14 protein-coding genes are annotated in these 20,000 nt (G+C 65.7%); 11 read left to right on the top strand and 3 right to left on the bottom strand.

Going from position 1 to position 20,000, the window contains the following annotated elements; genetic code table 11:
- The first annotated feature begins 15 nt into the window (after positions 1–15).
- From KF785_05370 to KF785_05345, 6 genes are read left to right on the top strand one after another with little or no spacing between them, the layout of a single operon-like run.
- Positions 16–1,443, top strand: a complete 1,428-nt coding sequence (locus tag KF785_05370) for a hypothetical protein (GenBank protein ID MBX3146179.1) — start codon at positions 16–18, stop codon at positions 1,441–1,443.
- Entirely contained in the window at positions 1,440–2,429 is a 990-nt protein-coding gene (locus KF785_05365; GenBank protein ID MBX3146178.1) for a hypothetical protein, read from the top strand. Before KF785_05370 ends, KF785_05365 begins: the two co-directional genes overlap by 4 nt.
- Positions 2,423–5,125: a heparinase II/III family protein gene (locus KF785_05360; protein ID MBX3146177.1), complete on the top strand. Its 2,703-nt coding sequence runs from the start codon at positions 2,423–2,425 to the stop codon at positions 5,123–5,125. Before KF785_05365 ends, KF785_05360 begins: the two co-directional genes overlap by 7 nt.
- The gene (locus KF785_05355; GenBank protein MBX3146176.1) at positions 5,122–6,282 is read left to right on the top strand and encodes an aminotransferase class III-fold pyridoxal phosphate-dependent enzyme; all 1,161 of its coding nucleotides are present in this window, start codon (positions 5,122–5,124) and stop codon (positions 6,280–6,282) included. The genes KF785_05360 and KF785_05355 overlap by 4 nt, the downstream gene beginning before the upstream one ends.
- Positions 6,283–6,289: 7 nt before the next feature.
- Complete coding sequence (locus tag KF785_05350; protein MBX3146175.1) at positions 6,290–7,087, top strand: amidohydrolase; 798 nt, start codon at positions 6,290–6,292, stop codon at positions 7,085–7,087.
- Between the two features lie 2 nt (positions 7,088–7,089).
- A complete protein-coding gene (locus KF785_05345; protein ID MBX3146174.1) occupies positions 7,090–7,863 on the top strand; it encodes an amidohydrolase family protein in 774 nt (257 codons plus the stop codon).
- On the opposite strand, the gene KF785_05340 is transcribed toward KF785_05345, so the two are convergent.
- Positions 7,857–8,915 (bottom strand): dihydrodipicolinate synthase family protein, encoded by a 1,059-nt coding sequence (locus tag KF785_05340; GenBank protein MBX3146173.1) that lies wholly within the window; start codon positions 8,913–8,915, stop codon positions 7,857–7,859. The genes KF785_05345 and KF785_05340 overlap by 7 nt on opposite strands.
- 10 nt (positions 8,916–8,925) lie before the next feature.
- Positions 8,926–9,939, bottom strand: a complete 1,014-nt coding sequence (locus tag KF785_05335; GenBank protein MBX3146172.1) for an NAD(P)-dependent oxidoreductase — start codon at positions 9,937–9,939, stop codon at positions 8,926–8,928.
- 110 nt (positions 9,940–10,049) lie between these two features.
- Between KF785_05335 and ggt the strand changes: the two genes are divergently transcribed.
- Genes ggt through paaF form a run of 4 tightly spaced genes read left to right on the top strand, consistent with a single transcriptional unit; the run spans position 10,050 to position 17,718 of the window.
- Positions 10,050–11,684: a gamma-glutamyltransferase gene (gene ggt, locus KF785_05330; GenBank protein ID MBX3146171.1), complete on the top strand. Its 1,635-nt coding sequence runs from the start codon at positions 10,050–10,052 to the stop codon at positions 11,682–11,684.
- 3 nt (positions 11,685–11,687) lie between these two features.
- Positions 11,688–14,879 carry a PD40 domain-containing protein gene (locus KF785_05325; GenBank protein ID MBX3146170.1) on the top strand — a complete coding sequence of 1,064 codons (3,192 nt, stop codon included), beginning with the start codon at positions 11,688–11,690 and terminating at the stop codon, positions 14,877–14,879.
- 14 nt (positions 14,880–14,893) lie between these two features.
- Positions 14,894–16,396, top strand: coding sequence for an amidase (locus KF785_05320; protein ID MBX3146169.1), 1,503 nt, complete (start codon positions 14,894–14,896; stop codon positions 16,394–16,396).
- Positions 16,397–16,455: 59 nt separating this feature from the next.
- The gene (paaF, locus tag KF785_05315; protein MBX3146168.1) at positions 16,456–17,718 is read left to right on the top strand and encodes a phenylacetate--CoA ligase; all 1,263 of its coding nucleotides are present in this window, start codon (positions 16,456–16,458) and stop codon (positions 17,716–17,718) included.
- An 80-nt stretch (positions 17,719–17,798) separates the two neighbouring features.
- Here paaF and KF785_05310 read toward each other — a convergent pair whose 3' ends face one another.
- Complete coding sequence (locus KF785_05310) at positions 17,799–18,158, bottom strand: SWIB/MDM2 domain-containing protein (protein ID MBX3146167.1); 360 nt, start codon at positions 18,156–18,158, stop codon at positions 17,799–17,801.
- A 160-nt stretch (positions 18,159–18,318) separates the two neighbouring features.
- Here KF785_05310 and KF785_05305 point away from each other — a divergent pair, with 160 nt between their 5' ends.
- On the top strand, positions 18,319–19,977 hold the full coding sequence (locus KF785_05305) for an AMP-binding protein (GenBank protein MBX3146166.1): 1,659 nt from the start codon (positions 18,319–18,321) through the stop codon (positions 19,975–19,977).
- The last annotated feature ends 23 nt before the right edge of the window (positions 19,978–20,000 follow it).

The following is a 20,000-nucleotide window of genomic DNA, read 5'->3' as shown; positions in this document are numbered from 1 at the left end:
ATCTAAATTCAAGGCGTGCCCCCTCGCGCCCTGGTTCCCACCGTCTTCCTGGCCCTGACCCTCGCGGGATGCGGTTCGTCTGAATCGCGTCGTCCGGGGACGGTCATCATGGCGTCCGGGGCCGACCTCCAGAGTATGAATGCGGTGGTGACGAGCCACCCTTTTGCACGGCAGGTGCAACGCTATGTCCTGCTGACGACCCTGGTCCGCTACGACAGCGCCATGGCGGTCGAGCCCTACCTGGCGCGGCGCTGGCAGTGGTCGGCAGGGGGGACGACCCTGACATTCTTCCTCTATCCGCACCTCAAGTGGCACGATGGGCGCCCGACCACGGCCAACGATGCCGCGTTTACGATCATGGTGGCGCAGGACTCGACCACCGGGTACCCTCGACGCAGTGACCTTCGCGAGCTGATCGATGCGGTTGCCCTCGACGACACCACGCTGTCGCTGGAGTTCGACCGGCCGCAGGCTCGGATTCCGGATGTCCTGACCGATTTGGCCATTCTGCCCGAGCACCTGCTGGCCGGGACCCTTCCAGCCGAGATGCGCCGGGCCGACTGGAATCGGCGACCGATCGGGAACGGGCCGTTTCGATTCGTACGCCATGAGCCCAACCGACGCTGGGTTTTCGAGGCCAATCCGGCCTTTCCGCCAGCGCTCGGTGGCCGGCCGGGAATCGATCGGCTGGTGGTGGCCGTGGTCGACGAACCGATGACCAAGCTGGCCGCGCTGGCCTCGACCGAGCTGGACTTTGCCGGGATCCAACCGGCTCATGCTGAGTTCGTGCGGCGGAATCCGGATCTCGAGGTGCTGGACTACCCCTTGCTCTTCAGTCAGGCACTGGTCTTCAATGCGCGCCGAGCGCCATTCGATCGGGTCGAGATTCGGCGCGCAATTGCGATGGCGGTCGACCGAGCCGCGATTGTGGACGGTTACACATTCGGATTCGCAAGCCCGGCCGCCGGTCCGCTTCCGCCGGAGCTCGATCCCGATCAGGTTCCCGCCCTCTATGCGCCGGGTCGTGCCCGCGTCCTGCTCGGCGACACCCTTCGGTTCGAGCTGCTGACCGTGGGCAGCGGCGAGGCGGCGCTGGAGCAGCTGATTCAGCAGCAGCTTGGTCGGATCCAGATCCAGGTGACCATCCGCCAGCTCGAACTCGCAACCTTCCTCGAACGGGTCCAGGGTGCGCGTGACTTCGATGCCGCGGTGATGGGTATTTCGGGCGATCTGCAACTGGGCTACCTTCGATCGCTGCTCGACTTGTCCGGTGTGACTGCCGCGGGAAGCGGCGCCGCCCTGCTGCCGATCTACGCCGATTCGGTGCCGGCAACCTTTCTGTATCATGCGCGCGGAGTCCAGGGCATGAATCGTCGGATCACCGGAGTGCGGATGGACCTGCGAGGCGAGCTCGCCACCCTGATGCAATGGCGGTTGCGATGACGATCCGAAGCTCGGCGCCGGTTCGGCTCGATTTCGCCGGCGGCTGGACCGACGTGGCGCCTTTCACCGATCAGGAGCGCGGCGCCGTCGTTAACGCCGCTATCGAGCTCCGCGCCGAGGTCACGCTGCAACTGGGCGGTGAGGGCTTCCGACTCGAGTCGCTCGAAACGGGACGGTCGGTCGAGATCCCCAACATGGCGACACTGACGCTGAACGGTGATCTCGACCTGCTCAAGGCGGCAGTGCGGATGTACCGGCCGGGTCCCTGCCGATTGCAGACCCGGTCTGACGCCCCCCAGGGCGGTGGCCTTGGTGGATCCGGAGCGCTGGACGTCGCGCTGGTCGCGGCGCTGGAGCGCGGGCTGGGCCGATTTCCATCGCCGGCCGAGCTGGCCCATCGTGCCTGGGACCTCGAGGCCCGACAGCTGGGCATACCGGGAGGCAAACAGGATCAGTTTGCGGCTGCCCTCGGTGGCTTCCATCATCTGACGTTTTCGGGCAACGAGGTGGCTGCCGTTCCGATTGCGCTGCCCGCCGGTTTTGCCGATCACTTGGCGCAGTCGATTCTGCTCTGCTACACGGGTGAATCCCGGTTGTCAGGGCGGACCATCGCGCGCGTGATGTCCCGATACGCAGCAGGCAATGCCGAAGTCGTCGGCGCCCTGCGCGGGATGGTCGAGGTGGCTGACCTCCTCGTGGCAGGGCTGGAGGGAGGCAGCCTGGCCGACGTGGCCCGCCTCGTTCAGCGCAACTGGTCCCTCCAGCAGGACCTGGACGAGGGTATGTGCACGCCGACAATGGCCGCGCTTGAACAGGCGATGCGTGATGCGGGTGCCCTGGGCGGCAAGGCCGCCGGATCGGGTGCGGGAGGAACGATGTTCTTTGTCTTCGATACGCCGGCCCGGGCCGCGGCTGCGCGCACGACGGTTCAGGGCGTAACCTATTTGCCAGTCAGCTGGGCAGTAGAAGGAGTCCGGGTGTGGTAACGATCGAGACCCTCGAGGCGCGCCGCGCCCTTGCTGATGCCGGAGACCTTGCCGCACTCAAGGCTCGGCTGATCGAACGCGCGCAACCGCTGATCGACCGCCTGCCCCCGCTGCCCGAGATCAAGGCGACGATGTCCGCCTCTGGCGGGGTTCACCCCGAGACTGGCGAGCAGCTCGAGTTCGATCCCTATCGCCCGCACGAGCACCGGGCCTTCGGCTCCGGTCGAGTGGCCAGCGGAGAGCGGCATCACGCTCACTGGGCTCGGGCCCAGCACCTGTGGGTCGCGGAACGTGCTGCGCACCTTGCTACTGTCGCCTCCTTCACGGATGACGAGCGTGCGGCCGACCGCGCCCGCGAGTTGCTGGCGCACTACTTCGACCGTTACCACGCTTTTCCCAATCGCGACAACGTGCTCGGCCCGAGCCATCTTTTCTTCTCGACCTACCTCGAGTCGATCTGGGTGCTCAACTACCTCGCTGCAGCCTTCATTCTCAGAGAGAAGGGCTGGCTCAGCGACGAGGAGATCGAAGCGGTCGGCGCGATTGCGGACGAGGCAGCGCAGCTGATCGGCGAGTTCGACGAGGGCGGCAGCAATCGCCAGGTCTGGAACAGCGCCGCCCTCGTCGCGATTGCCGTCTGGTTCGGCGATGAAGAGCTGGCCCAGTCCGCCATTACTGGCCGTACGGGCATTCTCGGCCACCTGACCGACGGTTTCGGTGACGACGGCATGTGGACCGAGGGAGAGAACTATCACCTCTTTGCCGTGCGCGGCCTGCTGACCGGGTTGTTCTGGGCTCAGGTGCTCGGCGCCGATCTCCTCGAGGATCCGAGACTTCGGGCTCAGCTGGGCCGCGCCCTGATGGCGCCGGCAGCAACGGCGTTGCCGGATTTCACGTTTCCCGCGCGCAAGGATTCGCGGTTCGGCGTCTCGCTGGCCCACCCAGCCTATCTCGAATGCTGGGAAATGGGGCTTTCCCTGCTCGGTGAGGATGCGCCCGAGGCGCTGCCTGCGTGGCTGGCGACCCTGTACCGCCTGCCGCACAGCGCAGCCCTGACGTACGATGCGTACCTTCACGATGCCGGCGAGCCAGCGCGGGAGCTGACGGGGCGTGCCGACCTGTCGTGGTGGATGCTGTGGAGTATGACGCCGACGTTGCCGGCGGTGGATCCTTTCGAGTCGACCAGCGGCCTGCTGAGGCAGCAGGGCGTCGCGGTACTCAGGCGGGGCGTCCGCTACCTGGCGCTCGAGTGCGGCCGATTCGCGGGAGGGCATGACCATCCTGACCGGCTGCATCTGACCCTGCACGCCGATGGGATACACTGGCTGGCTGATCCTGGCACCGGGTCCTATGTCACCAGAGACCTGTTCTGGTATCGGTCGACGCTGGCGCACAATGCCCCGCTGCTCGATGGACAGTCGCAGCAGACGGGCGATGCCCGGTGCGCCGCCTTCGAGGACAAGGGCGAGTGGGGTTGGATCGCGGCCGAATACCGGTCGCTTCGTCGCACGGTGGTGTCGGGACCGGATTGGATTCTCGATCTGGTCGACCTCACCGGATCGGACGAGCGTGACCTCTGGTTGCCGTGGCATCTCGGGGGCGACACCCGGGTCGAGACATCCGGTCAGTGGGAGTCCGTCGACTGGCAGCACGAGTTCGTGCGCAATCCGGAGCGATTCGTCGTGGCTCATGGAACCGACACCGTCGTTGCGGCAAGCCAGGGCGGCCGTACGCTTCGGCTCCACCTGATCGGTGGCGAGGTGGTGCGGGCAACGGCGCCGGGCCTCCCGGGCCAGGCGGAACGGGTGTTCTACTTGGTGCGCGGTCGCGGCGCCAGTACGCGGCTTGCCGCCCTGGTGGATCTGAGCGGTGCAGTCCAGGAGGTGCGGGTCGGCCCCGATCGGGCAGTCGTGGTCCAGCCTGCAGGAGCCACGACGATTCGTCTCGCTTCAGGCTCGGTCACGATCGAGTCTCCCGGCGGAGGGATAGCGCTGGCCGGCAGCGTCTCGAATCCGCCTTCGGCAAAGCCTTTGATGGCGCAGCGACCGCTCCGCGCCGATGGCCATGTGATTCACATCGATGCCGCCCCGGCGCTGGACGGCACGCTCGACGGGTTCGAAACCAGTGCTCCGCTCGAGATGGGTGATGAGGGACACTACTTCCGCAGCGAAGAGCCCTATCAGGATCCCGAGCAGTTCAGCGCAACTGCGTATGTCAACTCGGACTTGGAGCGGCTCTACCTCGCGGTCGTAGTGACGAAGCCGGACTTCCTGGTTCGCGGTGCGGATGCGCCGCCGCTCGATCTCGACAACGAGCAGGACGATATCCATTCCGACGGTATCCAGGTGTACTATCGGACCTCGACCGGTACGGCGCATGCGTATCTGATCCGGCCGACCGAGAGTGGGGGCATTCTGGCGCGGCCGATTCCGGGTTCCGCATCGCAGCTGGTGGAGCTGACCGGCGCCTCGGAGCGTACTGAGGATGGCTATGTCGTGACGGTTGCCTTGCCTTGTGAAGGTTTGAGCGCGGCTCCCGAACGTGCAACCATGGACTTCGATATCTGTGTCAACGAGATGCGCGAGGGCCGGATCCGACGCGCGGGCCAGCTGGTGTGGGGTGGTGGCGGCGGCTGGGTCTATCTCCGCGGCGACCGACGCGCCGAAGCCTTCTGGGGCCTGTTGAGTCTGGCGTGACGCGTCTTGCCGGCGGGACTTCGACCGGAAGCAAGCGACCCGAGGCGTTGTACGGGGCGGCTGCTCCGAGCGACCTGCCGATTCGGATGATTCGCAGCTATGATGCGCAGGTCGTTGCGGAGGATGGCCGCACCTATCTCGACTTTATCGCCGCGCTTGGCGCCGTCTCACTCGGCTATGCGCATCCGGCTGTCGTGGCCGCGGCGCAGGACGCCGTGGCGCGGGGCACTGTCGGCTCGCTGGCCCCGCGTGATGAAGAGGCGCTGGCCGCCCGTCTCGTCGAGACCATTCCCTGGCTCGAGCAGGTTCGCTTCCTCAAGACAGGTGCCGAAGCCGTGGCTGCTGCAGTACGACTGGCGCGGGCAGCCACCGGGCGCGACCTTGTGCTGGGGGCAGGCTATCACGGATGGCTCGACCTGACCAGCGATGCCCCGGGGGTTCCGGCAGCTGTGCAACGCGGTTTTCGGCGACTGCCCTTCAACGACTCCGAGGCAGCGCGACACTTGATTCGGAAGAGCGGCAATGCCCTGGCAGCGGTGGTCATCGAGCCGGTCGTGGATGGGGCGCCCTCGGTCGAGTGGCTTCGTGTCCTTCGAGACGAAACGGCTCAGGTCGGAGCTGTCCTCATCTACGACGAGATCAAAACCGGCTTTCGGGTCGCGCTGGGAGGGGCGGCCGAGCGCTGGGGAGTCGTTCCCGACCTGGCAGTCTATGGCAAGGCACTCGGCAATGGGTTCCCCATCGCCGCGGTCGGGGGAGTCGGCAGGGTCATGGATCAGGTCGGCCGCACCTGGATCTCGTCGACCCTGGCCACGGAGTACGTTTCACTCGCAGCCGCTCGCGCGGCCGTCGATGAGTCGGTTCGAGTCGGGCTTCCCGCGATCCTCGGCCGGCTGGGCCAACGTCTCTACGACGGGCTTGCGGCCATCGCGACCCGGCATCCCGGTCTGGTAGCTGGGGTACGCGGCATTCCGGAGATGTGTTATCTCGCCTGGCACGACCCAGCCGTTGGTGCGGAGGTCGCCATCGAGGCGGCACGGCGGGGCCTGCTGTTCAAGCGCACCGCGTACAACTTCGTCACGCTGGCGCACGCCGAGGCTGACATCGATCGGTGCCTGACGGTCGTCGCTGCGATTCTGGACGAACGGGCGAGCTGAGACTGCCATGCTGATCGACGTTCACGCGCACTTCTATCATCGTGAGTCGGGCCGTCTCGACGGCCCGGCGCGTAACGCGAGTCGGCTGGCCGCCGGTGAGCGCATCGGGATCAGCTGGCATGTTGCCTCGGTGCTGGGTAGCTGGGGACACACTTCGCCGACGTACTTTCCGTCGCCTGACGATCTCGACACGGCCAACGAGACCCTGCTCGACCTGACGCGAGCCCATCCGACCCGGATCAAGGGGTACGTCTGCCTCAATCCGAATTATACGGATCACGCCCTGACCTCGATCGATCGTTGCGCGGCCGCCGGTATGATCGGCATCAAGCTCGCGGCCAGTCGCCGTGCGGACGATCCGCTGCTCGATCCGATCGCGCATGAGGCAGCGCGCCGCGGCTTGCCTGTGCTCCACCACATCTGGCAGAATCGCCGGCGAGACTGGCCCGGTCAGGAAGCGTCAGATGCCGCCGAGCTCGCGCGCCTGGCGCGGCGCCATCCCGCCGCGACCTTCATTCTGGCGCACATCGGCGGCGGGGGTGACTGGCTGCACAGCTTACATGCCGTTCGCGCGCTGTCCAACGTCATGGTCGACCTGTCCGGCAGCGGCGTCGACAGCGGGATGCTCGAGGCGTGCGTTCGATCGGTCGGCGCTGACCGGTTGCTCTGGGGTGCGGACCTGACCCTGTGCACCGGCTGGGCCAAGCTGCGGTACCTCCAGCATTGGCTGCTGCCCGATCAGGTCGAGCGGATCACCTGGCGCAATGCCGCGAGCATCTTTCCACCCGGCAGCTTCGGAGTCTGACGATGCGGATCGACGTCAACGCCTTCGTCGGGCACTACCCGTTTCGGCGCGTCGAAGGCGGTGCACCGGAGCAACTGCTCGCTGCCATGGATCGCGTCGAGATCGATCAGGCCTGGGTTGGCAACCTGCCCGCCGTATTCTGGCGTGACCCGACCGAAGGCAACGAAACGCTGTACCGGATCGCCGCTGCACACGACCGCCTGAAGCCGATGCCTGCTGTGCACCCCGGCCTCGACGGCTGGCGGGAGGTGCTGGCGGAGGCTGCCGACCGGGGTGCTCCGGCGGTGCGAGTCGACCCGCTCTTCTACGGTATCGCTCCGCTTGGTCCGGAGATGGCGGCGGTGGCGACCGAGGCCGGTCGGCTCGGCCTGCCCTTGGTCCTGGCTGTCAAGCTGGAGGACGGGCGGCAACGGCATCCCAACGATGGCAGCGCCGACCTGACATCGGCGGTGATCAGGGGACTGGTCCGCTTGGATGAACGCGCTCGGTTCATCGTCACGCACGCCGATCGGGACTGCGTCGAGCAGGTTCACTACGGTTCGACGCCAGACGAGGCGGCACGGGTGCTCTGGGACATCTGCTGGCTCTGGGGGCCACCCCAGGACGACCTCGAGCACCTGGTGCGCACCATCGGGCCGGACCGATTCTGTTTCGGGACCGGGATGCCCCTTCGGATTCCCGAGTCGAGCGTTGCCAAGCTCGAGTTGCTGGACCTTCCGCACGAAACCCGTCAGACAATCGACGGGGGCAACGCACGGCGCTTTCAGCGTCAATGATCGAGCCAGCGATCGAGCCCCTCCGCCACAAACTCGTCGTCATTGAGAAACGGATACGCTGCGAGTACGCGGTCGACTTCGCGACTCTGGCCGGGTGACAGGCGTTCCCGTTCGTCGAGGCATCGGGTGGTGGCGAGGAGGCCCTGGCGGCGCAGGACCTCATGGATGCCGGGAATGCAGCCGCGGTAGCCGTTGGCAGCATCGAAGATGGCCGCATTCACGTCCGTCGTCGCGGCGCTGAGTGCGAGGAGGTCGGCAGGGATCCCGTCGACGGCCGCGCGGCATCGCTCGACGAGCTGGACCGCTCGGCGGGTCCAGTATGCCCAATGACCAAGCAGGCCACCCACCATCCGGACGGTGCGCCACTCGCCCTGGTCATCCCGGAGCCAGAAGGGCGTTGTCAGGTCGGCAACGATATTGTCATCGTTACCCGTGTACAGCGCGATCTCCGCGGCTCGGCCCGACTCGACCACCGCGCGCACCACATCGAGGGTCGCGTACCGATCGAACGGAGCGACCTTGATGGCAACCACGGCCTCGAGCTCGGCGAACCGTCGCCAGAAACGGTAGCCCAGCTGGCGGCCACCTGCCGCCGGTTGCAGATAGAAGCCGACGAGCGGTAGGGCCTCGCCCACAGCGCGCGCATGCCGGATCAGTGCCGAATCGGTCCAATCGTCGAGTCCGCCAAGGCTGAGCAGCCCGGCATCGTAGCCGAGGGTTCGGGCCACGGTCGCCTCGTGGAGGGCCTGGCGGGTATCGCCCACGATACCGGCGATGCCGATGAAGCGGCCCGCCTGCTTCCGGCGTCGGATCACATCCGCGGCAAGAGAAAGGACCGGACCGTAGAGGTCGATTCCACGTCGCCGAATCGCGAACTGTGTCGTGTGTACACCGACCGCCACGCCTGCCGCCCCAGCGTCACGATAGTATCGAGTCAGCGCCAGCTGGCGGCGCTCGTCGAGCTTGCCGGTCCGGGTCAGCGCCAGGGGATGGGCTGGAATCACACCACCTTCGAGCAGCGCAGCGCGAACCTCGGCTATGCGGTTTGACATACCTTGCGCATCAAAATGCGCCCCTCCGTTCTTCAAAACGGGTCGGCTTGCCAAGCGAGCGCCCGCCGCTGTCGACCCACCGGACGATCCGGTCGACCATGGCTTCGACGTCGACCGAGGGCGGTCCGAACACACGTTCCATGAGTGACGCATTCGACAACAGCGCCGAGGGCTCTTCCGCACCCCTGAAGACGGGGTCAACGCCCCACCGGGCGCCGAAGCGCTCCGCCAGCGAGCGAACCGACAGGGCCGGTCGTCCGGTGACGTTGATGACGAACGGCGGTGCCGCCACATACTCGAGCGCCCGAAGCGCGATGGCATTGGCGTCCCGCTGCCAGATCACGTTGACGCGACCCATGGCGAGGCTGATCGGTTCCCGGCGACGGACCCGATCGGCAATGTCCCGGAGCACCCCGTAACGCGGCTCGATCGCGTAGTTGATGCGAAGGATCGCGGACCGGGTGCCGTGCCTCTCGCCAGCATACTCGAAAATCCGCTCTCGCGCGAGCGCGGACTGGGCATACTCGCCGACCGGGCCGACCGGATCGCTCTCGGTCGGCCCCTCACTCTCCAGGGGCCAGAACGGATAGACATTACCCGTCGAGAACACCACCAGGCGCGCTCCCCGGTAGCGGGTGACCACCAGGCCGGGGAGCAGGGCATTGACCGCCCAGGTGCGCGCGGTGTCGCCCGTGGTGCCGAACTTCTGTCCGGCCATGAAGATCACGTTGGGGGCGTCGGGCAGACCGTTCAGATCGGTGTCGAGCAGGTCGGCCCTGATGCATCGGGCTCCCGCGGCCTCGATGGCCAAGCGTGCGCCGGGATCGCTGAAACGCGCGACGGCCACGATCTGTCGCCGATTGCCGGAGGCATCCGAAGCCCGAACCGCCAGCTGCGCTAAGGTCGGCCCCATCTTGCCGCCGGCGCCCAGAATGACGATGTCGCCCTCGATCCGGCGCATCGCCTCGATCAGATCCGGGGTCGGCTCGGACAGCTCACATTCCAGCGCGGTCTCGTCGGCCATCCAGGAACGATAGTCGCTCCTCTCGGCGCGATGTAGATTGGACGGACCTCAAGGAGAAGCCCCCCATGCGTCACGTCCGACATCTCTGCTGCCTCGCGGTAGGAGGTCTTATGCTGCTCGGTGACCCGACTGGCGCCGCGGCTCAAGCGCCGAAGCCGTCGCTCGCCGGCCGATCGACCGTCTATGCTCCCAATGGCGCGGTGGCCACCAGCCAACCGCTGGCGACCGCGGCCGGCCTCGCTGTGCTCGAACGAGGTGGCAACGCCATCGACGCGGCCGTTACGGCCGCCGCCGTCCTGACGGTCGTCGAGCCGATGATGACGGGTGCGGGCGGCGACCTGTTCGCGCTGTTCTGGTCGGCCAAGGAGGGCCGGCTCGTCGGCCTCAACGCCAGCGGGCGTTCGGGGTCACTGGCGTCGCGAAAGACCATGCTGGACCGCGGCCACAAGGCAATGCCGGCTTCCGGTGCCGAGCTCGTGACGGTGCCCGGAGCGCTGGCCGGTTGGCAGGACCTCCTTGCCAAACATGGGACGCTAACCCTCGCCGAGGCGCTCGCGCCCGCGATCAGGATTGCCGAGCAGGGCTTTCCCGTCACCCCGATCATTGCGGAAGACTGGGCCGAGTCGGCCAGTACCCTCGACGAAGCGGGGCGGGCAGCCTACCTGCCTGGCGGGGTTGCCCCAAAAGCCGGCGAGTGGATGACGGTCCCCGACCTGGCGCGCAGCTACCGGTTGATTGCCAAGGAAGGAATCGGTGTCTTCTACGGCGGTTCTCTCGGTGCGCAGATCGCTCGGCGGGTGCAGGATCTGGGCGGGTTCATCACCGTCGACGACCTGAAGCGTCATACCAACGATTGGGTGACCCCGATGTCGGTGCCGTTCAAGGGGCACCGACTCTACGAGCTGCCGCCGAACGGCCAGGGCATCGCGGCGCTGGAGATGCTGCGCATCCTGGAGCCCTATGATCTGGCGGCCATGGGGCACAACTCCGCCGACTATCTCCATCACCTGATCGAAGCCAAGAAACTGGCCTATGCCGACTTGGCCCAGTTCGTCGGCGATCCCAAGACCATGAAGGTACCGGCCGAGTATCTCTTGTCGGACGGGTTCATCGCGCAGCGCAGGTCTCGGCTCGATCCCGCCCGCGCGTCGACGCAAGTCGATCCTGGTCCTGCCCTGACCTCGAGTGAGACGATCTACCTCACCACTGCGGATCGCGACGGCAACATGGTGTCGTTCATCAACAGCATCTACTCCCTGTTCGGTTCCGGCGTCGTCGTTCCGGGTACGGGCATCATCCTGCACAACCGTGGCGGCGGGTTTACGCTCGATGAGGGACTGCCTAACACGTTTGCCCCGAACATCCGCCCGTTTCATACCATCATTCCCGCCTTTGTGACCAAGATCGGCGCGAATGGCGTTGAGACACCGTGGATGAGTTATGGTGTCATGGGTGGCGCGATCCAGGCGCAGGGACATGTCCAGGTCCTGCTCAACCTGCTCACCTTCGGCATGGAACTGCAGGACGCGCTCGACCAGGCAAGGTTCCGGCATTTCACTGGCGTGCGGGTTGGCCTCGAATGGCCCATTCCGGAGTCGGTTCGGGCCGAGCTCAAGCGACGCGGGCATGACGTGATCGACCTGGTCCGGGGCTCGGCCGGAGGGGCGCAGGCAATCATTCGGCTGGATCGAGGCTACGCCGCAGCCTCCGATCCGCGCAAAGACGGCATGGCGGCGGGGCACTGACCAATGACGATTCGCAACCTGGTCGTATCGATCTCGCTGGCCGCAGTCGCACCGCTTGCCGCGCAGGATGGAGGCCCGGCGCCGTTCCACATCGACTCACTCAAGACGCCGACCCGGCTGCTGGAGTTTACGGCCACGGAAGGAACCTGGATCAGTGCCGACGTCTCACCCGACGGGCGCCGAGTCGTGTTCGATCTGCTTGGACATCTCTATGAGATGCCGATCGAGGGCGGCAACGCCGTCGCTCTGACGCAGGGCCGCTCGTTCAATCACCTCCCGCGTTACAGTCCCGACGGACGCCAGATTCTTTTCACCTCCGATCGCGGCGGGAAAGAGGAGCTCTGGTTGCTGGTGCGCGGCACCGACTCGGTGTATCGGTTTGCCTCGTTCGACAGCCGCACGTTTCTGGGAAGCTGGTCTCGTGATGGACGCTATGCCTACGCCGGCACCATGGATCTCGGCGCCAGGTTCGGCGCCACCCGGGTCGATCGCCACGGATCGCGAGTTACCTTGCTCAGCAACGCGATCTTCGGGATTGCCTCTCACTTCTCCGAGCATCCCAACAACGGCAAGGTCTACTTCGCGGAAGCAGCCGGGCCGCTGTACCAGTCGGGCTATCGGATCAGGACTTACGATCTGACCACCGGTGCAGTCAGCACGTACATCGAACGGCCCGGTGGCGCAGCCAGTCCGCTGGTGTCTCCCGATGGCAACTGGCTGGCCTACGTGCATCGCGCTGACCTCGAAACGGTACTGGTGCTCCACGACCTGGCGACGCAGCGGGAGCGGGTCCTCGTGTCGAAGCTCGACCACGATCGGATGGAGTCCGGACCCGGCGGCACCTACGGCGTCTATCCCCTGATGAGCTGGACGCCCGACGGCAAAGCAATCGTCTTCTCCTCAGGCGGCAAGCTCAACTCGGTCGAGCTGGCGACGGGTGCCGTGCGCGCCATTCCCTTCAGCGCCCCGGTCAGGCGGCCGATCGTCGACCGCCTCGCCTTCGAAGTGCCCCTGCCGGTCGATGGGAAGGTGCGCACCCGGGTACACCGCTGGATCCAGCCGACCGATCAGGGGGTTCTATCGGAGGCCCTGGGCGACATCCACCTCGGGAGCGGCGGGCAGGTCACCAACCTGACCCGCTCTCGAGCGTTCGAGTCGAGCCCTGCCTACGATCCCGCAACCAAAACGGTCTACTACGCCAGCTGGTCCGATGACAGCCTGGGCAGCGTCTGGTCACTTCCGCTTGCTGGAACCCGTCGTGTTCCGGCTCGGCTCACTACGGTTGCAGCCTCGTATGGTGGACTCACGCTCTCGGCGGACGGGAAGACGCTCGCCTATCTGCGGGGCGCCGGCGACCTCAATCGCGGCGCTGCGCTGGAGCAACAAAGCGAGTTCACCTTGCTCGTCATGGGGCCCGATCGGACCGAGCGCGAGGTAACGACCCTCGTTTGGCGACCTTCGAACCCGCTGGCGGTACGGGTTGCGCCAGCCATCCGGTTCAATCCTGCCGGCGACCGCCTTCTCGTAAACGAACTCGAGCGGGACACGCTCTTTCTCCGTGAGGTCCGGCTCGATGGCCAGGGTAAACGGACGCTCTTTGCGTTTCCCCACGGCGCACGGGCGGTGGTGTCGCCTGATCTGCGCTGGATAGCGCTGCGAGAGTACTTCCGGACCTATCTCGTACCGATGAACGATGCAGGTAAGATGTTGACCGTGTCTGGCTTCGACCGGCAGGGAACCGCCATCCGAGTCGACCGGGACGACGGTGAGTACGTCGACTGGAGCCCTGACAGCAAGGAGTTGTTCTGGTCTCGCGGCGCCATGCTGCATCAGAAGTCACTGGCCGACATTCTGGCCTCGCGGCCCGGGTCACGGGCCACCGACGTGTCCTTCGAATACCAGGTGGCGGTGCCGTCCGGCGTGGTGGCGTTGACCAACGCCAGGGTCATTACCATGGATGGTACTCGACAGGTGCTCGACAACGCGACGATCGTCGTGCGGAACAACCGGATCGAGCAGGTCGGGGTCGGTGTCGCGGCGCCTGCAGGTGCTCGCGTCTTTGATCTGCGCGGTAAGACCGTCATGCCGGGGATCGTCGACGCGCATGGCCACTATAATCCCGACGCGGCCACCTTGGGCGTGATCGAGCAGGAGCATGTCGGTCTGCTTGCCAACCTGGCGTATGGCACGACCACGGTATACGAGGTGTACGGCAACCATGTGAAAGATTTCCAGGTTGCCGACCTCCAGCGTGCCGGTGCCATTACGGGTTCCCGGCTGCTCTCGACCGGCCCACCGATCTACGGTCTGCGCTACTTCCGGCCCAAATCGTACCGACCGATCCGTTCTCAGGAGGATGCCGACGAGGTCGTTGCGTTCAACAAGGCCTACGGAGCCGCGGCCCTCAAAGACTACGTTCACTTCGACCGCTCATCCCGTGTCTGGCTCTACGAGGCCGCGCGGCGAGCGGGCCTCAACGTGGTCTCCGAGACCGCCGCAGACTTCCAGATGAGTATGACGATGCTGATGGACGGCGTGACCGGACTCGAGCACACCGTCGGCATGACCCCGATGTACGCGGATGTTCATCGCCTGTGGGCAGCGACCGGAGCCGGCAACACTCCCACGCTGATCGTCTCCTACAACGGGCCGCAGGGAGAGACCGCATTTCATCAGCGAGACCGGCTCTGGGAGGATCCGAAGCTGCTCACCTTCTTTCCAAAGAACGATTTGATTCGCTTCCGTCGGCCGACCCGATACTTCGAAGACGACATTTACGCCGAGGAGATGGCTCGCGAGATCCGGCGCCTCCGACAGGCAGGGGTCTCGATTCACGTCAGTGGACACGGCCAGATGCACGGTCTCGACAAGCACTGGGAGATGGAGCTGTTGGCGCGCGGTGGCTTCACACCCCTCGAGATCCTCGAGACCGCGACCATCGCCAGCGCCCGGTATCTCGGGCTCGGCGCGCAGATCGGTTCGATCGAGGTGGGCAAGCTGGCGGACCTCGTCATCCTGAATCAGAACCCGCTCGACGACATCCGGCATGCCAAGACCATCGACATGGTGATGCTCAACGGCGTGTTGTACCGCGGCAGTGATGCCGGCCGGGTCCATCCCGATCCGCAGCCGCCAGGCATCCAGTACCGGATGCGCGGCAGTTCGACGGGCTCGGCGCAGATTGACCGACACTAGGCGGGGCGCTGCGGATGAATCTGGCGGAATATCTGTCCTACGACGGGCTTGGTCTGGCGCAGCTGGTCGAGGCGCGGCAGGTCTCGGCGGAGCAGTTGCTCGAGTTCGCGCTTTCGCGCCTCGATGCGCTCAACCCCGTGGTCAATGCGGTCATCCACCGGATGGAGTCGTCGGCCCGCGCCGAGGCAGCCGCCCCCAACCGCGGTGGCCCCTTTGGCGGGGTACCCTTTCTGGTCAAAGACCTGGGACAAACGGTTCAGGGCGAACGGATGCGCGCCGGAAGTCGGTTCCTGGCCGACTATGTGTCCGACCACGATTCGGAGCTGATGCGGCGGTATCGCCGTGCCGGGTTCGTCACGATGGGCAAGACGAACACACCCGAATTTGGCTTGACGCCCTACACCGAGCCGATGCTGTTCGGTCCGACGCGGAATCCGTGGGACTTGTCGCGGACCAGCGGCGGTTCGAGTGGAGGATCGGCGGCGGCGGTTGCGGCGGGCATCGTGCCGATCGCGAGCGGCGGTGACGGCGGCGGGTCGATTCGGATTCCCGCCTCATGTTGCGGGCTCTTTGGCCTCAAGCCATCGCGGGGCCGGATCCCGACCGGTCCCGATGCCGGTGAGTACTGGCACGGAGCGGTCGTTGAGCACGTGCTGACCCGCTCGGTGCGCGACAGCGCGGCGGTGCTCGACGCGATTCACGGCGCTGATCCGGGGGCGCCCTATCTCATCACCGATCCCGAACGGCCCTATCTCGAAGAAGTCTCGCGGGATCCGGGTCAGCTGCGGATTGCCGTGACAGCGCACCCGTTCCTCGGCGGGTCGGTCCATCCGGACTGCCGGGCCGCGCTCGAGGACGCCGCCCGCCTCCTGGCGGATCTCGGCCATCAGGTGACCGAGGATGCCCCGGACATCGATGGCCGAGCCTTTTCGCTGGCGTTTCTCTCGATGGTGGCAGCCGAGACCGCTGCGGAGCTTCGCGAAGCAGAGGTCGAACTGGGGCGACGCGCCTCCTCCAGTGAACTGGAGCCCGAGACATGGGCCCTGACCCTGCTTGGCGGCGCCATCACGGCTGAGCAGCTGTCGCGAGCCCTGCGGCACCTCGGCACGACGGCACGGACCGTGGGGCGGTTTTTCGAACGGTATGATGTGCTGGTGACTCCAACCCTGGCTGTGCCTCCGTTCCCGATCGGCGCGCTGCAGCCGAAGCCATGGGAGCGCAGCTTGGTGGAGGTGCTGGGTAAGCTGGGCTCCGGTCGACTGATTCGGGCCGCCGGTCTGCTCGAGCAAATGGCAGGGCAGGTGTTCGATGCGATTCCCTACACCCCTTTGTTCAACGCTACGGGCCAGCCTGGGATGAGCGTGCCACTCGCCTGGAACGGTGAGGGCCTCCCGATCGGGATCCAGTGTGTTGCCCGACTCGGCGAGGAGGGCACGCTGTACCGACTGGCAGGCCAGCTGGAACAGGCTCGACCCTGGTTCGATCGCCTGGCGCCGCTGGCCCGGGGGGAAGTGTGACCGTGCCTCGTAGCGGGAAGCCCCGGCGGGGCGCATCACCCCGCAGCAGTCTCGACCCGATCGAAATCGCCAGCCGTGACGAGATTGCAGCGCTGCAACTCGAGCGCCTCCGGTCGACGCTGAAGCAGAGCTACGATCAGGTACCCCACTATCGGGCCAAGTGCGAGGCCGCGGGGGTCCATCCGGACGATTGTCGCACCCTGGACGACCTGGCCCGGTTCCCGTTTACCGCCAAAGCCGATCTCCGCGACACCTTCCCGTACGGGATGTTTGCCGTGCCGAGGGAACAGGTGGCCCGGCTCCATGCCTCGTCGGGAACCACGGGCACGCCCACCGTGGTGGGGTACACCAGGCGGGATCTCGACCATTGGGCCGACTTGGTGGCCCGCTCGATTCGGGCGGCAGGTGGTCGCGCCGGCGATCTGGTCCAGGTGGCCTACGGCTACGGGCTCTTTACCGGTGGCCTCGGTGCGCACTACGGCGCCGAGCGGCTGGGCTGCACCGTGGTGCCGATGTCGGGCGGTCAGACGGAGAAGCAGGTGCAGTTCATCCGGGAACTCCGCCCCGACATCCTGATGTGTACGCCTTCGTATGCGCTGGTGATTGCCGACGAGTTTCGAAGGCTGGGCATCGATCCGTCAGGGTCGTCGCTTGCAATCGGTATCCACGGCGCCGAGCCGTGGACCGAGGCCATGCGCAGCGAGATCGAGACAAGCTTCGCGATGGATGCCTTGGACATCTACGGCCTGTCCGAGGTGATGGGCCCGGGCGTTGCTTCGGAATGCGTCGAGGCCAAGGACGGCCTCGTCGTCTGGGAAGACCATTTCTATCCGGAAATCATCGATCCCGACACCGGAGCGGTGCTTCCCGACGGATCGCCAGGTGAGCTGGTCTTTACCTCGCTCACCAAGGAAGCCATGCCGGTGGTACGCTACCGAACTCGTGATCTCTCGGTCCTGCTGCCCGGTACCGCGCGCAGCATGCGCCGGCTGGGGCGCATCGGCGGACGTTCGGATGACATGCTGATCGTACGTGGAGTCAACCTGTTTCCCTCGCAGCTCGAGGGGCTGATTCTCGAGGCCGAGATCTACGCCCCGCACTATCTGCTGGAGCTCCGTCGGGAGGGTCGCCTCGACACGCTTGCCGTTGTCGTCGAGCCCCGGGATGACGGAGTGTCGACGGAGGTCCTGACGCATGCTGCGCACACCCTGGTGCATCGGATCAAGACGATGGTCGGCGTGTCGGTCACGGTTCGACACGAACCACCAGGCGGGGTTCCGCGCTCGGCGGGCAAAGCAAAACGGGTCGTCGACCTGCGGTAGATTCGGAATGCTCGACCGGGGGGAAAGCAAAGAGGCCGGAGACGTCCGGCCTCTTCTCGTGCAGTACAGGACTGCTGAGCTTACTTCAAGTGCTTGTTGACCAGCTTGGTCATCTCGAACATGTTGACCGTGCTCTTGCCACCGAAGACGGCCTTCAGGTTCGCATCCGCATTGATGTTGCGGCGGTTCTTGGCGTCCTGGAGCTTGTGCTTCTTGATGTAAGCCCAGAGTCGCTTGGTGACTTCGGTGCGCGGAAGCGCCTTGTCGCCCACCACCGCAGCAAGCGCCGGCGTCGGGTTCAACGCCTTCATGAAGGCCGCAGACGGCGTCCGCTTCTTGGTGGCCTTTTTCGCGGCGGGCTTCTTGGCAGCCTTCTTGGCGGCCGGCTTCTTGGCGACCTTCTTGGTCGCCTTCTTTGCAGCCTTTTTCTTTGCGGCCATCGAACTTCTCCTTGGAGAATTGGTGTACTGCAGGTCCAGCGGGACTGACTGTCGAGGGAAAATCTAAGAAATCCCTCTCGGGAGAACAATAGGGAAAGGGGTGATTTTCCCAGGGAAGGACCTAGATTCTCCCCGGGAAACCCTCGACCGCGAGGTTAGGATGTCGCTTCGTTCGTATGTCAGTGGTCCCTCGACCGTCCCCCTGCTGGGCCGTACCATCGGCGAGGAACTCGACCGCGTGGCGACCGGGATGCCCGATGCGCTGGCCGTGGTGAGCCGCCACCAGGGGGTCCGCCTGACCTATGCAGAGCTTCGGGACGTCACCGATCGGGCCGCCCGGGCGCTGATGGCCCTGGGCGTTGCCAAGGGCGACCGAGTCGGCATCTGGTCGGGAAACTGCGTCGAGTGGCTGGTGGTACAGTATGCGGCGGCCAAGGTTGGCGCGATTCTCGTCAATGTGAACCCCGCCTACCGCCGGCACGAACTGCACTATGCGCTCGGCAAATCGGGCGTGTCCGTCCTGGTCGCCGCTCGGGCATTTCGACAAACCGATTACCTGGAGCTGCTGCGCTCCGTGGTGCCCGAACTGCCGGGAATGGATTCGGTCGTTCTGATCGGTGAAGGCGCATCGGGCATGCAGGGGTGGGAGGAGTTTCTTGCTCTCGGCACCGGCCGCTATGCGGACCGGGTGCGTCAGCGGGAGGCGGCGCTCGACTTCGATGATCCGGTCAACATCCAGTACACCTCTGGGACGACCGGGTTCCCCAAAGGGGCCACGCTCTCGCATCACAACATCCTCAACAACGGGTACTTCGTCGGCCAGGGTTGCGGCTACACGGCCGAGGACCGGATCTGCGTGCCGGTGCCGCTCTATCACTGCTTCGGCATGGTCATGGGGAACCTGGCCGCGCTGACCCATGGCGCCTCGGTCGTCTATCCCGCGGCCGCCTTCGATCCGACCGCAACGCTGGAGGCGGTCGAGGGGGAGCGCTGTACCTCGCTCTACGGGGTGCCGACCATGTTCATTGCCGCCCTCGAGCACCCGGAGTTCGCCCGCTACGATCTCGCCAGTCTGCGTACCGGAATCATGGCGGGGTCGCCTTGCCCCGTCGAGGTGATGAAACAGGTCATCGGGCGGATGCACATGCGCGACGTGACGATCTGCTACGGAATGACCGAAACCTCGCCCGTATCCTTTCAGACCCTTGCCAGCGACGATCTCGACCGACGTACCGGCACGGTCGGAGCGGTGCACCCGCACGTGGAATGCAAGGTGGTCGACCCGGAGACCGGGCTCTGCGTGCCGCGCGGACACGCCGGTGAGCTGCTCAGCCGAGGCTACCTCGTCATGCTCGGGTATTGGGACGATGAGAGCGCCACCAGCTCCTCGATCGATGCCGCCGGCTGGATGCACACCGGCGACCTCGCGGTGATGCGAGAGGACGGCTACGTCAACATCATCGGACGCATCAAGGATATGGTGATCCGCGGCGGCGAGAATATCTTCCCGAGGGAGGTCGAAGAGTTTCTCTATCGCCACCCGCGAATACAGGACGTCCAGGTCATCGGTGTGCCAGATGAGAAGTACGGCGAAGAGCTCTGCGCCTGGGTGATTCTCAAGCCCGGAGCAGACGTCACGGCCGAGGAGATCCGCGCCTTCTGCCGAGGACAGATTGCCACCTTCAAGATCCCCAGGTACATCCGATTCTCCGATGGATTTCCCATGACGGTCACCGGGAAGGTCCGCAAAGTTGAGATGCGCGAGGTCTCGATTCGGGAACTCGCGCTTGAAGGAGCCGCCGACGTTCGGACGGCGTAGTCAGCAGCCATTAACGAAAGCCA

Source organism: Gemmatimonadales bacterium (assembly GCA_019637315.1).
Classification (GTDB): Bacteria; Gemmatimonadota; Gemmatimonadetes; order Gemmatimonadales; family GWC2-71-9; genus SHZU01.
Note: the sequence above shows the minus strand (reverse complement) of the source record. Positions and strands in the feature narration are given on the sequence as shown.